The 17,574-nt window shown below is 33.4% G+C and carries 18 protein-coding genes; 11 read left to right on the top strand and 7 right to left on the bottom strand.

Annotated features, from left to right (window positions below):
• Positions 1 to 360: 360 nt before the first annotated feature.
• From AC13CQ_RS06495 to AC13CQ_RS06480, 4 genes are all read right to left on the bottom strand, one after another.
• Complete coding sequence (locus AC13CQ_RS06495; RefSeq protein ID WP_474507007.1) at positions 361 to 897, bottom strand: DUF1697 domain-containing protein; 537 nt, start codon at positions 895 to 897, stop codon at positions 361 to 363.
• A 99-nt stretch (positions 898 to 996) separates the two neighbouring features.
• On the bottom strand, positions 997 to 2,547 hold the full coding sequence (locus AC13CQ_RS06490) for a M20/M25/M40 family metallo-hydrolase (protein WP_456868008.1): 1,551 nt from the start codon (positions 2,545 to 2,547) through the stop codon (positions 997 to 999).
• Between the two features lie 10 nt (positions 2,548 to 2,557).
• On the bottom strand, positions 2,558 to 4,717 hold the full coding sequence (locus tag AC13CQ_RS06485) for a prolyl oligopeptidase family serine peptidase (RefSeq protein ID WP_474507006.1): 2,160 nt from the start codon (positions 4,715 to 4,717) through the stop codon (positions 2,558 to 2,560).
• A 97-nt stretch (positions 4,718 to 4,814) separates the two neighbouring features.
• Complete coding sequence (locus AC13CQ_RS06480; RefSeq protein WP_008611383.1) at positions 4,815 to 5,804, bottom strand: aspartate-semialdehyde dehydrogenase; 990 nt, start codon at positions 5,802 to 5,804, stop codon at positions 4,815 to 4,817.
• A gap of 514 nt (positions 5,805 to 6,318) precedes the next feature.
• Here AC13CQ_RS06480 and AC13CQ_RS06475 point away from each other — a divergent pair.
• Entirely contained in the window at positions 6,319 to 7,128 is an 810-nt protein-coding gene (locus tag AC13CQ_RS06475; protein ID WP_474507005.1) for a tetratricopeptide repeat protein, read from the top strand.
• A gap of 121 nt (positions 7,129 to 7,249) precedes the next feature.
• On the opposite strand, the gene mscL is transcribed toward AC13CQ_RS06475, so the two are convergent.
• From mscL to AC13CQ_RS06460, 3 genes are all read right to left on the bottom strand, one after another.
• The gene (gene mscL, locus AC13CQ_RS06470; RefSeq protein WP_474507004.1) at positions 7,250 to 7,672 is read right to left on the bottom strand and encodes a large-conductance mechanosensitive channel protein MscL; all 423 of its coding nucleotides are present in this window, start codon (positions 7,670 to 7,672) and stop codon (positions 7,250 to 7,252) included.
• A gap of 224 nt (positions 7,673 to 7,896) precedes the next feature.
• Entirely contained in the window at positions 7,897 to 9,000 is a 1,104-nt protein-coding gene (alr, locus tag AC13CQ_RS06465; RefSeq protein WP_040879510.1) for an alanine racemase, read from the bottom strand.
• Positions 8,966 to 9,649, bottom strand: coding sequence for a thymidine kinase (locus AC13CQ_RS06460; protein WP_008611378.1), 684 nt, complete (start codon positions 9,647 to 9,649; stop codon positions 8,966 to 8,968). Before AC13CQ_RS06460 ends, alr begins: the two co-directional genes overlap by 35 nt.
• Positions 9,650 to 9,952: 303 nt before the next feature.
• Here AC13CQ_RS06460 and AC13CQ_RS06455 point away from each other — a divergent pair, with 303 nt between their 5' ends.
• From AC13CQ_RS06455 to msrA, 10 genes are all read left to right on the top strand, one after another.
• Positions 9,953 to 10,651: a hypothetical protein gene (locus tag AC13CQ_RS06455; RefSeq protein ID WP_008611377.1), complete on the top strand. Its 699-nt coding sequence runs from the start codon at positions 9,953 to 9,955 to the stop codon at positions 10,649 to 10,651.
• Positions 10,652 to 10,680: 29 nt separating this feature from the next.
• Positions 10,681 to 11,052: a DoxX family protein gene (locus AC13CQ_RS06450; RefSeq protein WP_335587639.1), complete on the top strand. Its 372-nt coding sequence runs from the start codon at positions 10,681 to 10,683 to the stop codon at positions 11,050 to 11,052.
• 48 nt (positions 11,053 to 11,100) lie between these two features.
• Entirely contained in the window at positions 11,101 to 11,772 is a 672-nt protein-coding gene (rsmI, locus tag AC13CQ_RS06445) for a 16S rRNA (cytidine(1402)-2'-O)-methyltransferase (RefSeq protein WP_474507003.1), read from the top strand.
• 68 nt (positions 11,773 to 11,840) lie between these two features.
• Positions 11,841 to 12,272: a hypothetical protein gene (locus AC13CQ_RS06440; RefSeq protein ID WP_474507002.1), complete on the top strand. Its 432-nt coding sequence runs from the start codon at positions 11,841 to 11,843 to the stop codon at positions 12,270 to 12,272.
• A gap of 129 nt (positions 12,273 to 12,401) precedes the next feature.
• The gene (locus AC13CQ_RS06435) at positions 12,402 to 13,034 is read left to right on the top strand and encodes a hypothetical protein (RefSeq protein ID WP_474507001.1); all 633 of its coding nucleotides are present in this window, start codon (positions 12,402 to 12,404) and stop codon (positions 13,032 to 13,034) included.
• A gap of 284 nt (positions 13,035 to 13,318) precedes the next feature.
• The gene (locus AC13CQ_RS06430) at positions 13,319 to 13,891 is read left to right on the top strand and encodes a uracil-DNA glycosylase family protein (RefSeq protein WP_335587643.1); all 573 of its coding nucleotides are present in this window, start codon (positions 13,319 to 13,321) and stop codon (positions 13,889 to 13,891) included.
• A 181-nt stretch (positions 13,892 to 14,072) separates the two neighbouring features.
• On the top strand, positions 14,073 to 14,498 hold the full coding sequence (locus AC13CQ_RS06425) for an OsmC family protein (RefSeq protein ID WP_008611358.1): 426 nt from the start codon (positions 14,073 to 14,075) through the stop codon (positions 14,496 to 14,498).
• A gap of 84 nt (positions 14,499 to 14,582) precedes the next feature.
• Positions 14,583 to 16,274 (top strand): single-stranded-DNA-specific exonuclease RecJ, encoded by a 1,692-nt coding sequence (gene recJ / locus AC13CQ_RS06420; protein WP_474507000.1) that lies wholly within the window; start codon positions 14,583 to 14,585, stop codon positions 16,272 to 16,274.
• A gap of 253 nt (positions 16,275 to 16,527) precedes the next feature.
• Positions 16,528 to 16,986 (top strand): peptide-methionine (R)-S-oxide reductase MsrB, encoded by a 459-nt coding sequence (gene msrB, locus AC13CQ_RS06415; protein WP_474506999.1) that lies wholly within the window; start codon positions 16,528 to 16,530, stop codon positions 16,984 to 16,986.
• Positions 16,976 to 17,527, top strand: coding sequence for a peptide-methionine (S)-S-oxide reductase MsrA (gene msrA / locus AC13CQ_RS06410; RefSeq protein WP_474506998.1), 552 nt, complete (start codon positions 16,976 to 16,978; stop codon positions 17,525 to 17,527). The genes msrB and msrA overlap by 11 nt, the downstream gene beginning before the upstream one ends.
• The last annotated feature ends 47 nt before the right edge of the window (positions 17,528 to 17,574 follow it).

Genomic DNA, 17,574 nt, shown 5'->3' with positions numbered 1-17,574 from the left:
ATTTTACAATCCAATTCTTTTAAAACCTTGAGGATTTTGTCGTAATTTGCTTGAAAGTTGTGCATATAAATTATAGTGTGGTTACTACAATTTACTGCATTTTAGCAGTTTGCACAACTTTTTCTAAATGCACAACGGGTGAATATAGATTTTTTGCATTCTTGACTCTTGATTGAAAAAGAGAGGAGTCCGAAGTCGGAAGTCCGAAGTAAAAAGTTATGCTGTTACAAAGAAAAAAACTGCTTACGGAGCACTTTTCTTTATATTGAAAAATTTAAAGATTGAAGGATTGAAAAAGAAAGAAGTCGGAAGTCCGAAGTCAGAAAAAAAGGAAATATTTTTAAACTATAAACTAACAAATCAACTATTCAACAGCTCCAGAAGCTTCATCATAGTTTTCCAATTTCTGGTGGTGGCTTGTAAATTGAGTTTCTTTTCAATAAACGGATTAGCAATTTTTGCTTTTCCGTAGCCATTTTTATAGCAGAAATAAAGAGTATTATTTTTCAGAATAAACAATTCATCTGAGGTCTCAAAAGTTTTTAAGGTTTCTAGTTTTTCTGGATTTGGAGTTTCATTTAAAAAAGTAATATAGAGTTTGGTAATTTCTTCAGTTTCTATAAACGGATTGTTCTCGATAATTGTTAAGAAAGTTTCTTTCGGAATTATAAAGCAACTCACAGCAAATCCAAAATGTACTTTTATAGCTTCTTCAGCGGTATGTTTAAGCTTTGAAATATTAGTTTCTTCCGCAGAAAAAATAACATTTCCACTTTGGATATAGGTGGCTATATTTTGAAAATCGAGTTCTTGAAGAACAACTTTTAGGTCGGTCATTTTTACTTTTCGATGACCGCCAACATTGATTCCTCGCAGTAATAAAACAAAAGCTTGCATAGTTTTTTATATCAGAAATGAGATTAAAGGTATTGAAAATAAAAAACCTCAAAGATTAAATAATCCTTGAGGTTTATTGTTATGTTAGGGATTATTGTTTTAATCCAAACCGCCTCTTCTAGTAGGTTCTCTTTGACTAGGCCATTCTTGAGGTTTTCCAGTTTCATCATCAATAGGTAAAACACTTTTTTCTGTTGATGTTTTTTCAGGATCTTCACTAGCCATATAAGTTAAAATAGCAGTTAGAATTACATTGTTCTGAACATCATCAAAAACAATTTTATCATAAGTATCTCTATTGGTATGCCATGTATAATTCCAATAAGACCAGCTTAAAGAGCTTAACGAAAATGCAGGTGCACCAGCGGCTACAAAAGAAGCATAATCAGAACCTCCTCTAGAAGGAGTGCCTGGAAAATGAGTTTCGATATGTTTTGAAACGTCTTTAGGAACAGCATTAAGCCACTTTCCTAAATAATCATACGAATGCAAAAATCCTTGTCCAGAAAGATTTACAACCCTACCGGTTCCATTATCCTGATTAAATACAGCTTGCACATTTTTTACAATCTCCGGATGGTCTTCTACAAAAGAACGAGAGCCATTCAATCCTTGTTCCTCACTTCCCCATAGTCCGATAATAATAGTACGCTTTGGATTAGGATACATTTTCTTTAAAACTCTCGCAGTTTCCATCATGGTAATGGTTCCAGTACCGTTATCGGTTGCTCCAGTTCCTCCATCCCACGAATCGAAATGAGCAGAAAGAATAACATATTCTTCTGGCTTTTCGGTTCCTTTAATTGTTGCAATGGTATTAAAAGTAGGAACTACGCCAAGGTCTTTGGCTTCTGCTACTATTTTAAGTTGAGGTTTTGCTCCATGTTCTACCATTCTGTAAAGCATTCCGTAGTCTTCTAAAGCAATATCTACCATTGGAATTTTTTTAGTACGAGCACTAAAAATTTTATTAACTCCAAAACCTTTAGACCAATAGGATTGTGCAATTCCAGCAGCGCCAGCTTTTTCTATTGCTTCTGGAAGTGTTCTAGAAGTATAACCCGTTTTTCTCATGTTATCTCGCCATGCTTTGTCTAAAGAATCGCGTTCTGCTTTCATTTTTTCAAAAGATTCTGGGGTAGCATATTCTTCCCAATTATCGTCTGGTCTTCCTGTAATCTGGTTCATAGAAACCATTACAATTTTTCCTTTTACAGATTTTAGCCATTTATCAAAAGCCAAGGAATCTTTTACTGTAGGAAGAACTATTAATTCTGCTGTAACTCCTTTGCTAGAAGTACCAGGATTCCAAGCAAGCTGTGTGCCTTCAATAGTTTTTACACGCGGATAGACCATGTCAATATGAGTAATTCCTCGTTCCCAGCCTTTCCATTCGCCCCATTTTTCATTTTCTGCAGCAATACCCCAAGAATCAAATTTCTTAACGGCCCAGTCATGCGCTTGTTCCATCTGTGGAGTTCCCACTAAACGCGGACCAATGCCATCCATAAGCTCATAAGCCAATTCTTTTAATTGCGAATTTTGAGAAGCTTCATTTACAATGTTCTCAATAACTTCTTTATCGGTTTGTGCATTTACAACACTGGTAATGATAAAGAATGCGGATAGTAGGTTTATTTTTTTAATCATGTTCTATAGGTTATTTTTTAAATTCTTTTAATGCAGCTTTGTTAGGTAATTCTTTATAACCCATATTGTAAAGGGTAAATCCAAAAATATCTGCATATTGGTCTATTGTTTTGCTTACTGGAGTTCCAGCTCCGTGTCCAGCGTTGGTTTCAATTCTAATAAGCACAGGATTGTTTCCACTTTGTTTTTCTTGTAATTCTGCCGCAAATTTAAAACTATGAGCAGGTACTACGCGGTCGTCATGGTCTCCCGTTGTTATTAGCGTTGCTGGATAAGCAGTTCCTTCTTTTACATTATGAACAGGCGAATATGCTTTTAGGTATTCAAACATTTCTTTATCGTCTTCGGCAGTACCATAATCGTACGCCCAACCTGCACCCGCAGTAAATGTATGGTAACGAAGCATATCTAAAACTCCTACAGCTGGTAAAGCTACTTTCATTAAATCTGGACGCTGTGTCATGGTTGCGCCAACCAATAATCCTCCATTAGAACCTCCGCGGATTGCTAAATAATCTGATGAAGTATAATTTTCTTTGATGAGGTATTCTCCCGCTGCAATAAAGTCGTCAAAAACATTTTGTTTCTGAAGTTTTGTTCCAGCATCATGCCATTTTTTACCGTATTCTCCACCACCGCGTAAGTTTGGAACTGCATACACACCACCTTGTTCTAACCAAACAGCCATAGCCGTACTAAATGAAGGTGTTAAGCTGATGTTGAATCCGCCGTAACCATAAAGAATAGTTGGGTTTTTTCCGTTAAGCTCGATTCCTTTTTTATAGGTAATAAGCATAGGAACTTTTGTACCATCTTTTGAAGTATAAAAAACTTGTTTTGACTCGAAATCGTTGCTATTAAAATCTATTTCTGGAGTCCAATAAACTTCAGACTCTCCTGTTTCAGGATTGTATTTATAAGTACTTCCTGGGGTGTTGTAATTGGTAAAAGAATAATAGATTACATCGTCTTCCTTTTTACTTCCAAAACCACCAACACTTCCAATACCTGGTAATTTAACATCTCGAACTAATTTCCCGTCGTAATCATATTGCTTTACTTGAGAAACGGCATCCACCATATATTCCGCAAAGAAATAACCACTTCCCGTATTCGGACTCAAAACATGTTCTGTTTCTGGAATAAAATCTTCCCAATTTTCTGGACTCGGATTAGAAGCATCTACAGTAACTATTTTTTTGTTTGGAGCGTTTAAATTGGTTACCAAATAAAGTTTAGAACCTACATTTTCTATTACATAAGTATCACTTTCTGTAGTTTCGATGATGGGAATTAAAGGAGCGTTCTTTTTATTGAGGTCTTTAATAAATAGCTTGTTTCCAGAGGTGGAAATAGATGCACTAATTAATAAATAATTATTGTCCTCGGTAACGTTTCCACCAACATAACGGTGTTTCTCGGCTTCTGTCCCTCCAAATATAAGCTGATCGTCTTTTTGAGGAGTTCCTAATTTATGATAGTACAATTTATGCTGATCTGTTTTTGCTGAAAGTTCACTTCCTTTTGGCTTGTCGTAGCTCGAATAAAAGAAGCCTTCGTCTCCTTTCCAAGAGAGGCCGCTAAACTTTACATCAACAATAGTATCTTCTACAATTTCTTTAGTTTTAGCATCTTTTATAATTACTTTTCTCCAATCGCTTCCTCCTTCAGAGATTGAGTAAGCAGCTAGATTTCCACTTTTAGAAAAACTTAAACCGCCTAAAGAAGTAGTTCCGTCTTCAGAAAAAGTATTTGGATCTAAAAATACTTCTTCGTTTCCTTCTTCTCCTTTTTTGCGGTACACTACATATTGATTCTGTAGTCCATCATTTTTGTAGTAATACGTATAATCTCCTTCTTTAAAAGGGGCAGAAATTTTCTCGAAATTCCATAGTTTTTCTAATCGTCCTTTTAACTGATTTCTAAAAGGGATTTTTTCCAGATACCCAAAAGTTACTTCATTTTCATTTTTTACCCAAGTAGCAGTTTCTTCAGAGCGGTCGTCTTCCAACCAACGGTATGGGTCTTTTACTTCGGTACCGAAATAGGTGTTTACGGTATCTACTTTTTTAGTAGCAGGATATTTCAATGTTAAATCTTTTTTGTTTTCGGTAGTATCACAAGAGGTTAAAACCCCAGCAATCACTACGCAAGTGATGAGTTTCTTCATTATTTATTGATTAGTAATTAGCGAGGATAATTTAAAGAAAAAGCCCTTGATAGCTTACTATCAAGGGCTTTTTTAACATATTTTTATGGTATCCTTATTACACCAATTTATTTTCTACCAAATACTCAGCAATTTGTACTGCGTTTGTTGCAGCACCTTTACGAAGGTTATCGGCTACAATCCACATATTAAGGGTGTTAGGTTGCGACTCATCTCTTCGGATTCTTCCTACAAACACATCGTCTTTATCATGCGCATAAATTGGCATTGGATATGTATTTGTATCTGGATTATCCTGTACTACAACCCCAGGAGTATCGTTTAAAACTCTTCGGATATCTGCTAAAGTAAAATCTTTTTCAAATTGAACATTTACAGCTTCAGAGTGTCCCCCAGAAGTAGGAATTCTAACTGCTGTTGCAGATACAGCAAATGTTTTATCGCTTAATATTTTTTGTGGCTCGCGGGCTAATTTCATTTCCTCTTTTGTGTATCCATTTTCTTCAAAAACATCACAATGAGGTAAGGCATTTCTGTTAATTGGATAAGGGTAAGCCATTTCTCCTTCTACACCAGCCAACTCGTTTTCCAACTGTTTAACAGCTTTTACACCCGTACCAGAAATAGATTGGTAGGTAGAAACTACCACACGCTTCATTCGGTATTGTTTGTGTAGTGGTGCTAATGCCATTACTAACTGAATAGTAGAGCAGTTAGGGTTCGCAATTATTTTGTCTTCTTTTGTAAGCTCATTTGCATTAATTTCTGGAACTACTAATTTCTTTGTAGGATCCATACGCCAAGCCGAAGAATTATCGATAACGGTAACCCCAGCTTCTGCAAATTTTGGTGCCCATTCTAATGAAGTTCCACCACCGGCAGAGAAAATGGCGATGTCTGGTTTTGCAGCCACAGCATCTTCTAGACCTATTACTTTATATGTTTTATCTTTAAAAGAAAGTTCTTTTCCTACAGATCGCTCTGATGCAACTAATAATAATTCTGTAATAGGGAAATTACGTTCCTCTAAAACTTTAAGCATTACTTCTCCAACCATTCCGGTTGCTCCTACAACGGCTATTTTCATGTGTTTATTTTTATTGTTTTTAACGGTAACATGGAACATCTAAAATAATCATTCTACAGGATGTCTACATTTAGACATGGATGTTTCATCTTTATCGTATTAATGTAAAGTTTATTGCTGGTAAACTTGTTTCTTCTTCAATTATGTAAGGCAAAAGTAATTAATATTCACAGTTGTACAACCTAAAAAAAGAAAATTCAAAAAAATATAACAGATTGTTATAAAAATAACTTTTTAGAAATTGTATTTCAAAAAAAAGAAGAAATTGAGTAGGCAAAGAGAAAATGTACTATATTTATTGAATTCCTCATAGAGGTTTTTATTCCCCAGAGCCTGTGCTGAGTTTACCGTAGGGCTCTACGTCTAAATGGATTAAATTATTTTCCTTTGAATCCCTCGTAGGCTTACCTCGAGGTAGTTGATTTGGTAGATAAATATATCAGTTATCAAATGGATGAGCCTTATATAGAACGTTTTGATGAGGTATTTCCTTATATGATTAAAAATAAACTAAATGAATAAAATATTTTTCTATATAATTATTTTCCAACTTTGTAGCTGTACTATTAGTAATAGCGGGGAGAATGCTGTTGTAGTTGATAAAAAAACTCAGGATTCCATTATCAAGATGTATGCTGCAGAATGTGCACATGCTTATAACTACAATCTTGATATGAAAAAATGGCAAGATTGTTTGGATAAGGGTTTGGCGGTAGATAGCACGATTGCATATTTATGGCAACAAAAAGCAATGCCTTATTTTAAAGCAAGAAAATATGAGGTAGGGATGGAATATATTGATAAGGCAGTAAAATACAATCCAAAACGATATTTAGGCTATCGGGCATTTATAAAATGCATTTTTGCTAAAACGTATCGTGATGCTATTGTAGACTTTGAAAAAGCTAAAGAGTTAGAAGGAAACAATTATGTAATGGATCATACTTACAATTTCTATATAGCACTATCTTTATTACAATTAAATGAATTTCAAAAGGCAGAAAAAATTTTTAAAGACGATATTTTTAACCAAAAAGAGCAATGGGGAGAAGGACATTACTTAGATTTATTTTATTACGGAATTTCTTTATATGAACAAGATAAGTGGGAAGAAGCAATTGTACAGTTTGATAAGTCTTTATTGCAATACAAGGAGTTTGCAGATGTCAAGTTTTTTAAAGCCACTTGCTTGTTTAAATTAGAGAAAATAGAGGAAGCGAGCGCGCTTTATGCAGAAGCAAATTTAGACGCAGAAAATGGATTTTCGATAAATGAAGACAATAGTATTTACGAAACATATCCATACCAAAGGAGATGGAAGTAGTAATTTTTTATAGCCTACAGTAGTCCTTTATAATATAACAGTACTAAAAAAACCACCTGTTTATAAGGTGGTTTAAGTTAGACTACATGTGTAGCGGTTTTGTCTCAATTAATGAGCTATATTATTTAGTGTTTTGCTTTTTAAGCTCGTCTCTAATTTCTGCTAACAATTCTTCGGTAGTAGGTCCAGCAGGTGCTGCAGGCGTTTCTTCTTCTTTCTTTTTAGTTTTTTCGTATGCTTTTAATACCATAAAAATACAGAAACCTATAATTACAAAATCCATTATTGTTTGGATAAACATACCATAATTAATGGTTACGGCTTCTGTTACGACTTCTTCCCCGTTTAAAATAGCATCTTTTAAAACAATTTTAAGTTCAGTAAATTTTACACCCCCAAGAAGCATTCCTATGGGAGGCATTAAAATATCTTTTGTAAAAGAAGTAACAATTTTTCCGAAGGCACCACCTACAATTACGGCGGTAGCCAAGTTTACGATATCGCCTTTTAGTAAGAAAGCTTTAAAATCTTTAAAAAATCCCATATATGTTTTTGTGTTAATCCCTCATAGAGGGTCTAATTCCCCGACGCTCTGCGTCGAAATGAATTAAATTTGTTTCCTTTGAATACCTTGTGAGTTTGCCCCGAGGTAGTTAATTTAGTCATTAAATAAAGATATAAAAAAAATGATAAAGTTTTTAGTCGATAAATAATGAAAAAATTGAGTGCTAAATATTATTTATAGAGAATGTAATTCTTTACAAATACCTAATAAACAATTTTACGTCTTATCCTTTGGGAAATGGCAGTTAGGATTTCGTAAGAAATTGTTCCAGCGGTAGCAGCAAATTCACTAGCCGTTGGGTTTTCTCCAAAAACAACAACTTCGTCTCCTTCTTTACACGCTACATTAGTAACGTCTATCATAAGCATATCCATACATACATTACCAATAATAGGGCATTTTTTTCCGTGTACTGTTAAAAAACCTTTTCCCTTTCCATAGTGTCTGCCAATTCCATCGGCGTGTCCTAAAGGAATCGTTGCTGTTTTCATAGTTGTCTTTGCAATATGCCCCTTATTGTAGCCTATGCTTTGGTTAGGTGTAATGCTATGAATTTGAGAAATCACACTTTTTAAAGCAACTACAGGTTTAAAGTCTTCTTTAAAACGAGCATCATTTCCAAAACCATAAAGACCAATACCACTTCTTACCATGTCAAATTGAGCTATGTCGGCATAATTTAATATGCCAGAAGTATTTAGAATATGGAGTAAGGGTTTATAATTTAATAGCGAAAGTAAACGATTTGTTATTTCTTTAAACGAAGTAATTTGCTGAAGTGTAAATGCTTTTTCTGTCAAATCTTCCGAAGCTCCTAAATGCGAAAATACGGAGGCAACCTTTATATTTTCATTGTTAATCAAATGGTTTTCTAAGGTAGAAATGTCTTCCGCAGAAAAACCAAGCCTATTGAGTCCAGTGTTAAATTTTAGATGCACAGGATATTCTTTTTCCTTTTCCGAAGCTATTAAAAAGGCATCAAAAACGTACTTGTTATAAAGGCTAGGTTCTAATTTATAAGCAATAAGCTCTGGAAAATGTATAGGGAGCGGGTGCAAAACTAAAATAGGCTTGGTAACGCCAGCTTTTCTTAATGCAATTCCTTCATCGGTATAAGCCACCGCAAAATAATCCACTTGAAGTTTTTCTAGAAAAAGGGCTAATTGTTCGGCGTCACTTCCGTAGGCATATGCTTTTACAACCGCCATAAACTTGGTAGACGGTTTTATTTTAGACTTTAAAAAAGATAAATTATTTTGTAATGCTGGGAGATTAATTTCTAGGGTTGTTTCCTGAATTTTCGTCATCATCAATATTTTTTCCACTTTCTTTTGAAAGTAATTCAACAGGATCTTTTACTTCTATTTTTTGTACTTTTTCTCTCAGCATAGCTTTAAAAAAAGCAGCTCTACTTAAAGGTTCATACTCTTCTGTTTCTCCAAGTAATACTAATTTATCATTAGTAGATTTTCTAAAACTGTAATTAGCAAGATTTCCTGTTCGGGTACAAATGGCGTGTACTTTGGTAACATACTCGGCAGTAGCCATTAAAGCAGGCATGGGGCCAAATGGATTTCCTTTAAAATCCATGTCCAATCCAGCTACCACTACTCTTATGCCTTTATTGGCAAGATCGTTACATACCGATACAATTTCATCATCAAAAAATTGAGCTTCATCAATACCAACAACATCGCAACCATCTGCTAATAAACGGATATTAGCTGCGGCAGGAACGGGCGTAGAACGGATTTCATTAGCATCATGAGAAACCACCATTTCATCATCATAACGAACATCTACCGCTGGTTTAAAAATTTCTACTCTTTGCCTTGCAAATTGGGCACGTTTTAGCCTACGGATAAGCTCTTCGGTTTTACCGGAAAACATGGATCCGCAGATGACTTCTATCCAGCCAAATTGCTCTTTATGATTTACTGTATTTTCGAGAAACATTTTGTAATTTTCTGTACTGAAAAGAAAAGAGATTTCTTTTCTAGAAAAACTAAACAAACTTAAGCAAATATTTAAAGCTGGATTTAGTATTGGAGAAATAATATCAACAAAAGTGAACTTTTTTTTAAGAAACCTGTTTAAGCAAGCTCACTGTTATAAGGAACATCAGTTTTAGTTTTAAAAGAAAATTAATAGAGAAATAGTAAAAAAATAGCTATCTTTTATGCGTATTTGGTAGTAATAAACTTAAAACCAAGCAAGTTGGTGTTTATTGAAAAGTTTTAAACTTTAGAGAACAATAGTATGAAGAAGAAATTAGAAGAAGAATTAGTTAGTATAGCGCACAGGATTTTAAAATTAAAAGGAAGAGAAAATCTTGATGCTTTGCAAAGTGAGGCTCAAAAATTATATGAGAAGTTGACATTGTTAAAGTATGTTGAAGATCATTTTGGAGAATTACAGTCAACTACTGGAAGAAGTGAAGTAGCCGATAAGTTTGAAATCCTTGCAAATTCTGTTTTAAAGGGAAATTCTGATGTGCCAGAATCAAACCCAAATGAACATGAGGATGAAATTATGACGCCTGTTATAAACACTATTAGAGATATTGTACAAGAAATGCCAGAAGAAGAAACACTAGATGACATCTTATCTGGAATAACACCAAACCCTACATTTGTAAAACGCGATATGGATTTGGTAACACCAAAGGTGAGTAACGGAAATACTGCAGTTGCAGAAAAAAGAGCCCGCTCTTTAAATGAACAATTAAAAGGAGGTTTTGCCATTGGTTTGAATGATAAATTGGCATTTATAAAACATTTATTTAACGGCAGTAATGAAGATTACATTAGAGTGATTTCTCAAATTAATACGATGGATTCTTTTGAAGAAGCCCATGGTTTTATAACTGAAATGATAAAACCCGATTATGAAAATTGGGAGGGAAAAGAAACTTATGAAAATCGTTTTTTAGAGATTATCGAGAAAAAATTTTCTTGAAAACTTTAAATTATTAAGCTTAATTAATTATGAAAATAAAGCTAATTTTATATTGGATAGTAACAGGACTTCTGTCCTTATTTCTTGCATTTGCCGTTTTTAATTACCTCACAAAATTTGAAATGGTACAGGAGATGCTTCAATCGTACAATTACCCATCGTACCTTATTTATGTGTTGATTATTGGTAAAGTTCTCGGGATTATAGCGCTGTTAGTGCCCGTAAAGGGAGTGCTAAAAGAATGGGCGTATGCAGGCTTATTTTATAATTTTATTTTAGCATTTTTAGTACATTATGCCGCAAATGATGGTGAAGGTGGTGGTGCAGTTATTGCTTTGGTTTTATTGATTATATCTTATTTTTTAGGGAAGCAAGTTCGCCCATGGATTATTAGGGGGTAAAAGTATTTAGGCTAATTTCCTTTTTTTACCTTTGCTACAAACTATAGTATGTCTAAATTATACATTGTACCTACGCCTATTGGGAATCTCGAAGATATAACCTTAAGAGCTATTAGCGTATTAAAAGAAGTGGATCTTATTCTTGCAGAAGATACCCGTACTAGTGGAAAACTTTTAAAACACCTAAATGTGCAAACGCATATGCAAAGTCACCATATGCACAATGAGCATAAAATGGTGGAAGGCATATGCCAGAAAATTCTAAGTGGAACATCGGTAGCATTAATTAGTGATGCAGGAACTCCTGCAATTTCCGACCCAGGCTTTTTATTAACCCGATCTTGTATAGAAAAAGGAATAGAAGTGGATTGTTTACCAGGTGCTACTGCTTTTGTGCCCGCAATTGTTAATAGTGGACTCCCAAACGATAAGTTTGTTTTTGAGGGTTTTCTTCCTGTAAAAAAAGGGCGCCAAACACGATTAAAATTTTTAGCTGAAGAAACAAGAACGATGGTTTTTTATGAGTCGCCTCACAAACTACTAAAAACCCTAAACGATTTTTCTACCTATTTTGAAGAAAAAAGACAAGCTTCTGTTTCTAGAGAAATAACAAAACTACATGAAGAAACTGTAAGAGGAACCTTAAAAGAACTGATTCAGCATTTTGAAGAAACTGCCCCTAGAGGTGAGTTTGTTTTAGTAGTAGCTGGAAAGAAATAGGTTTTTTCTGAGGAAAATGGTTTTCTTTTAGTTAATTGTTTTATCATATTTGAGAAAAATTGAATTTGATGGCAAAAATTAGAATAGAAAGAAATTCTGAATGGAATAATAAGGCTCGTGCAATCGGAATTTATATCGACGGAAAAAAAGTTGGAACCATAAATGACGGAGAAACTCAAGAATATCAAGTTGATAATGGAAAGCACGAAATTTTTATGAAAATAGATTGGTGCAGAAGTCCAAAGATTAATTTGGATATAACCGAAAACGAAACAAAAATTTTAAAATTGAGTGGATTTAAATATGGCGCGTGGATTTATTCAATTTTATTCGGAATAATATTAATCTATTTCATTGGAAAATACGCTTTAAATATTAATTTGAACTTTTTAATTTGGATTATGGTAATCGGATTTCTATATCCAATTTATTTCATAACAATCGGAAAAAATAGATATTTAATATTAACTGAAAAAGATAATAAAAACGTGTTACAATAGCATATATAGTTTATGGCATATTTTGTGTTAAACCGAAAAATTATAGAAAGCTTAAAAGTTCAACCGAATGGCGAGCGGTTTTATCCCGCCACAAACCATATGCGCAAACCATTACATACAAGCTGAAAAATGAAAACTCAAGAACACAAAATCAAATTGTATGAAAGTCTATTCATTTTATATAAATGTAAAAATTCAACCGACCTCATTTGGGAAAAAATAAATCAAGATAAATCAGTTTTAAAAGGAGCTAATTTCTCAGACTCACCTTTACTTTACCATATAATTCTAGAAGTTGTTAGCTTTCAAGAAGAGTATAGGAATTTTAGTTCGAAAACTCTAATTGAGTACTCCGAACGAGTTAATCAAGTGAGGGCAATTAATAAAAGCATCATTAAAAAAATAAATAAATGGGACTTACTTAGCTTTAGAAATAATATTGTTGCTCATCCATGGAGAAAAGAAGGTAAATTCATAATACCTGACTCAATCGAATATAATATACCGAGAAATATGTTCGAATTTCAACTATTAATTAATTATTTGAGTTATGCATGGAAAATGATAGAATCGGAATTTTCTAAAGAATTCGAATCCGCCATAGATTATATGCTGACAATTACAATTAATAGAAAACCAAAGCCTGATTATAAAAATATAAACGAAGAACAATTAAAACTTGCAGAAGATGTAAATAGAATTTGCAGAAAATTCGATAAGAACTATACTTTGAAAGTGTTTTTATATGATTTTGACAAGTAAAAAATGCAGCTACAATTTATATAAAAAATGACGGTTTAATCGCTTGAACAAGGGTAATTAGTAAAATAAATGAAAAGTTACATATTAGACGAAGCTGAAGACCTTTTGATTTGGAAAAAGGAACTAAAGAAAGAGACAAATATGAATTCGAGCTAAATCTTGAGTCATAGAAGTATGATTAAATTTAAACATACAGCTCTAAAAAATGATCATTTTATTTAAATAAAACAGTCCAAGAAAAACAATTATACCTAGCTCAATCTAATTAAAATATTTATTAATTGATGCAAAAGTTACTTCAAGAAATAAGTCAATGTCAAGTTTGTGCGGAATACCTTCCGTTAGAGCCAAGGCCTGTTTTAAGGGTTACAAAAAAATCTAAAATTTTAATTATTGGTCAGGCACCAGGATTAAAGGTTCATACAAGTGGGATTGATTGGGATGATCAAAGTGGAAAGAAATTAAGAACTTGGCTTGGAGTAGATAACTATACTTTTTATAATTCAGATAATTTTGGAATTCTCCCAATGGGATTTTGTTACCCTGGAAAAGCAAAAAGCGGAGATTTACCGCCTCGACCAGAATGCAAACCTCAGTGGCATGATAAAGTAGTAAAACAATTGGAATCTGTAGAACTCACTATTTTGGTGGGACAATATGCTCAAAAAAGTTATTTAAAAGACAGGTTTGAAAAGAATCTTACTGAAACAGTAAGAAAATACAATGAATTTCTACCAGAATTCCTTCCTATTCCACATCCATCTCCTACTAATAGATTTTGGATAGCAAAAAATAAATGGTTTGAAACCGATGTAATACCTATTCTTCAGCAGAAAGTAAAAGAAATTTTAAAATAAAAAGTACACGAAGTCCTTAAATGAATGTAGTGTCTTCAAAAGAGAATGTGTATTTTTGAAGTCTCCAAGACAAATAACTATAACTCATACTTTGGCAATGCCCTTTGGGAAGCTTAGGGCAAGCTTTTGAGAAATTAACTCTTGAAGAAATCCATAAGAAAGTCGAATTAAAATAATAAAAATGGGAGCTACAAATACCGTAATTACTACATGGAAAAAGAACATGCAATTTCATTCAACAAATCCAGCAGGCGATTTAATTATTGATGCTAGTCCTGAAGATGGTGGAAATGGCGATGGACTAAGGCCTAAGGCGTTAATGCTTTCTGCATTGGCAGGATGTTCTGGGTTGGATGTAGCTTCATTAATTAAGAAAATGAAATTGGAAGTAGACGATTTCAGAATAGATATTATTGCAGAACTTACCGATGAGCATCCTAAATATTATCATAAAGTAAAAGTAGAATATCACTTTTATGGAGCTGCTTTAGATGAAAAAAAATTACAGAGAGCAGTAGATCTTTCCGTAGAAAAATATTGTGGTGTAATGGAAATGTTTCGTCAATTTGCAGCAATGGAAATTGAAACTACGTTTCATTCAGCATAAAATATTTTACTAAAATAAACTACCTCATAGTAAACTCTGGAGGCAATAATTATTGATTGTTGAGTAAAACATATATATTTTTAAATGACTCGTTGGACTGTAAAAGCATCACATAATAAAGAAGCTATTAACTCACTTTCAGAAACATTGGGAGTGGATACTGTTATTGCTAGTTTACTTTTACAAAGAGAAATTACAAATTATGAAGAGGCAAAAAAGTTTTTTCGCCCTTCTTTGAGTCATTTACACGATCCTTTTTTGATGAAGGATATGGAAAAAGCGGTATCTAGAATTGAAAAGGCAATTGCCGAAGGAGAGAATATTTTAGTGTATGGAGATTATGATGTGGATGGAACTACGGCAGTTTCTTTGATGTCGTCTTATCTTTTAGAAGCATATCCAAATGTGGCAACATATATTCCAGATAGGTATAATGAAGGATATGGTGTTTCTTATCAAGGAATTGATTTTGCAGATGACAATGGCTTTACCTTAATTATAGCACTAGATTGTGGCATTAAAGCTGTAGATAAAGTAGCTTATGCCAAAGAAAAGGGAATCGATTTTATAATTTGCGATCACCATAGACCAGGCGATGTAATTCCAGATGCGGTAGCTATTTTAGACCCTAAACAAGACGATTGTAACTATCCATACGACGAACTTTGTGGTTGTGGAGTTGGGTTTAAATTAATCCAGGCTTTGGGTACAAAAGCTGGAAAAACAATCCTTGATTTTATTCCGTATTTAGATTTGGTGGCTACTGCTATTGGTGCCGATATTGTGCCTATAACTGGAGAAAATAGAGTGCTGGCTTATTTTGGATTAAAGGTTATAAATGACAATCCCAGAGCTGGAATTAAAGCAATTATCTCCAAACACCTTAAAAAGAAATTAACTATTACCGATGTTGTTTTTGTAATAGCTCCTCGGATAAATGCAGCTGGAAGAATGAAACATGGGTTGCATGCAGTGCAACTTTTAACAGAGAAAGATTTTGAAACAGCGCAAAGTTTTGCTGAAGAAATAGATATTTTTAATTCGGATAGAAAAAGCTTAGATAAAGAAATAACGAAAGAAGCGCTTCAGCAAATTATAGATAATAAAGAAGAAGATAAATTTACTTCGGTAGTTTATAATGAAGGTTGGCATAAAGGTGTTATCGGAATTGTAGCTTCAAGACTTATAGAAACTCATTATAGACCTACTTTAGTATTTACAAAAAGTGGCGAAAAACTTGCTGCTTCAGCCCGTTCGGTAAAAGGTTTTGATGTTTATAATGCTATTGAAGCTTGTGAAGATTGTTTGGAGCAATTTGGAGGACACAAATATGCGGCAGGGCTTACTTTAAAGCCGCAGCAATATGAAGCTTTTAAAACAAAGTTTGAGAAAGTAGTTTCGGAAACTATTGACACAAAACTTTTAACTCCTGAAATCATTATTGATAGCGAGCTTAATTTAGACCAAATTACACCTAAGTTTTATCGTATTTTAAAACAATTTGCTCCATTTGGTCCAGGGAATTTATCGCCATTGTTTCTTACCCAAAATTTAAAAGATACAGGATATAGCAAATGTGTGGGACAAGATGATGCACATTTAAAAATAAGCGTATCTCAAAATGGAAGTCCTTCTATTAATGGAATTGGTTTTAATCTTGGAGATAAAATAGCAAGGATTAAAAACCAACAAACATTTTCTGCTGTGTATGCTATTGATGAAAATGAATGGAATGGAACTATTTCCCTTCAACTTAAATTAAAAGACATCAAATAAGAGCAATCTAATTTTATCTTTTTCTGCTTATCATTTAACTTCAATTTATAGTATTTTACATATTTCAGTATTAGTTTTAAAAGAAGAAATAGGATTTGCATAATTACGATTAAATTCTATATCTTTAGAAGAAGTTATGTTTATAATTGTAAGGAATTGATAGTTACTTCGACTATTATTAAGTATCAAATAAGTCGAGATACCAAAATTTCATTAAGAACATTTTTAACCAATAAAGAAAGGACACTACAGTATGTTAACTTGGAAAGACGTTATTAATTTTTCTGTAAAAGGGAATCCAAAGCCAGACAGGCGTGTTGAAAAAACAGAGGCAGAATGGAAAGAAATACTCACATCAGAACAATATAGAATAACACGTTTAAAAGGCACGGAAATGGCACATTCGGGTGCTTTATGTTCTATTTATGATGCTGGACAGTATAATTGTGTATGTTGTGATACACCTTTGTTTGATTCTACCATAAAATACGATTCGAGTTCTGGTTGGCCAAGTTTTACACAACCAATAAAAGAGAATGCTATTAAATATATAAAAGATAGCTCCTTTGGAATGGTACGTGTAGAAGTTTTGTGTAATACTTGCGATGCGCATCAGGGACATGTTTTTCCAGATGGTCCAGAACCAAGTGGATTACGATATTGTATAAATTCAGTATCAATTAAATTAGAAAGGAAAGAAAATGACAACTAAAAAATTAGAATTAGCAACAATAGGTGGCGGATGTTTTTGGTGTATTGAAGCAGTTTTTCAAGAAGTTGCAGGGGTAGAAAAAGTTGTTTCTGGTTATACAGGGGGTAATGCTCCTGGAAAACCTACTTACCGAGAGGTATGTTCTGGACTTACAGGGCATGCGGAGGTAATACAGATAAGCTTTGACCCACAAGTTATTTCTTATGATGATTTGTTAGTTATTTTTATGACAAGTCATGATCCAACAACCATGAATCGTCAAGGAGCAGATGTTGGTTCTCAATACCGTTCGGTTATTTATTATCATAATGAGGAACAAAAGAAAATTGCCGAAGAAGTAGCAAAGCAAATAGCACCTTATTATGAAGATGAGATTGTTACAGAAATTAGTCCGATAGGAGCGTTTTTTGAAGCGGAGGAGTATCATCAAGATTACTATAAAAATAATCAAACACAAGGTTATTGCAGTGCTGTAATAACTCCAAAATTGACAAAATTACGTAAAATGCATGCCGATAAATTAAAAAAGGCGGCTTCGTAATTTTTAGTACTAATACCTCATAAGCATATTTTATATTGAGGGAATTT

The sequence above is a fragment of the Galbibacter sp. L-19 genome, assembly GCF_056857615.1.
Note: the sequence above shows the minus strand (reverse complement) of the source record. Positions and strands in the feature narration are given on the sequence as shown.

Excerpts from the sequence above, each read along its gene's own strand:
- AC13CQ_RS06495 (WP_474507007.1), bottom strand. The coding sequence starts at position 897 with ATGCAAGCTTTTGTTTTATTACTGCGAGGAATCAATGTTGGCGGTCAT.
- AC13CQ_RS06490 (WP_456868008.1), bottom strand. The coding sequence starts at position 2,547 with ATGATTAAAAAAATAAACCTACTATCCGCATTCTTTATCATTACCAGT.
- AC13CQ_RS06485 (WP_474507006.1), bottom strand. The coding sequence starts at position 4,717 with ATGAAGAAACTCATCACTTGCGTAGTGATTGCTGGGGTTTTAACCTCT.
- AC13CQ_RS06480 (WP_008611383.1), bottom strand. The coding sequence starts at position 5,804 with ATGAAAATAGCCGTTGTAGGAGCAACCGGAATGGTTGGAGAAGTAATG.
- AC13CQ_RS06475 (WP_474507005.1), top strand. The coding sequence starts at position 6,319 with ATGAATAAAATATTTTTCTATATAATTATTTTCCAACTTTGTAGCTGT.
- mscL (WP_474507004.1), bottom strand. The coding sequence starts at position 7,672 with ATGGGATTTTTTAAAGATTTTAAAGCTTTCTTACTAAAAGGCGATATC.
- alr (WP_040879510.1), bottom strand. The coding sequence starts at position 9,000 with ATGACGAAAATTCAGGAAACAACCCTAGAAATTAATCTCCCAGCATTA.
- AC13CQ_RS06460 (WP_008611378.1), bottom strand. The coding sequence starts at position 9,649 with ATGTTTCTCGAAAATACAGTAAATCATAAAGAGCAATTTGGCTGGATA.
- AC13CQ_RS06455 (WP_008611377.1), top strand. The coding sequence starts at position 9,953 with ATGAAGAAGAAATTAGAAGAAGAATTAGTTAGTATAGCGCACAGGATT.
- AC13CQ_RS06450 (WP_335587639.1), top strand. The coding sequence starts at position 10,681 with ATGAAAATAAAGCTAATTTTATATTGGATAGTAACAGGACTTCTGTCC.
- rsmI (WP_474507003.1), top strand. The coding sequence starts at position 11,101 with ATGTCTAAATTATACATTGTACCTACGCCTATTGGGAATCTCGAAGAT.
- AC13CQ_RS06440 (WP_474507002.1), top strand. The coding sequence starts at position 11,841 with ATGGCAAAAATTAGAATAGAAAGAAATTCTGAATGGAATAATAAGGCT.
- AC13CQ_RS06435 (WP_474507001.1), top strand. The coding sequence starts at position 12,402 with ATGAAAACTCAAGAACACAAAATCAAATTGTATGAAAGTCTATTCATT.
- AC13CQ_RS06430 (WP_335587643.1), top strand. The coding sequence starts at position 13,319 with ATGCAAAAGTTACTTCAAGAAATAAGTCAATGTCAAGTTTGTGCGGAA.
- AC13CQ_RS06425 (WP_008611358.1), top strand. The coding sequence starts at position 14,073 with ATGGGAGCTACAAATACCGTAATTACTACATGGAAAAAGAACATGCAA.
- recJ (WP_474507000.1), top strand. The coding sequence starts at position 14,583 with ATGACTCGTTGGACTGTAAAAGCATCACATAATAAAGAAGCTATTAAC.
- msrB (WP_474506999.1), top strand. The coding sequence starts at position 16,528 with ATGTTAACTTGGAAAGACGTTATTAATTTTTCTGTAAAAGGGAATCCA.
- msrA (WP_474506998.1), top strand. The coding sequence starts at position 16,976 with ATGACAACTAAAAAATTAGAATTAGCAACAATAGGTGGCGGATGTTTT.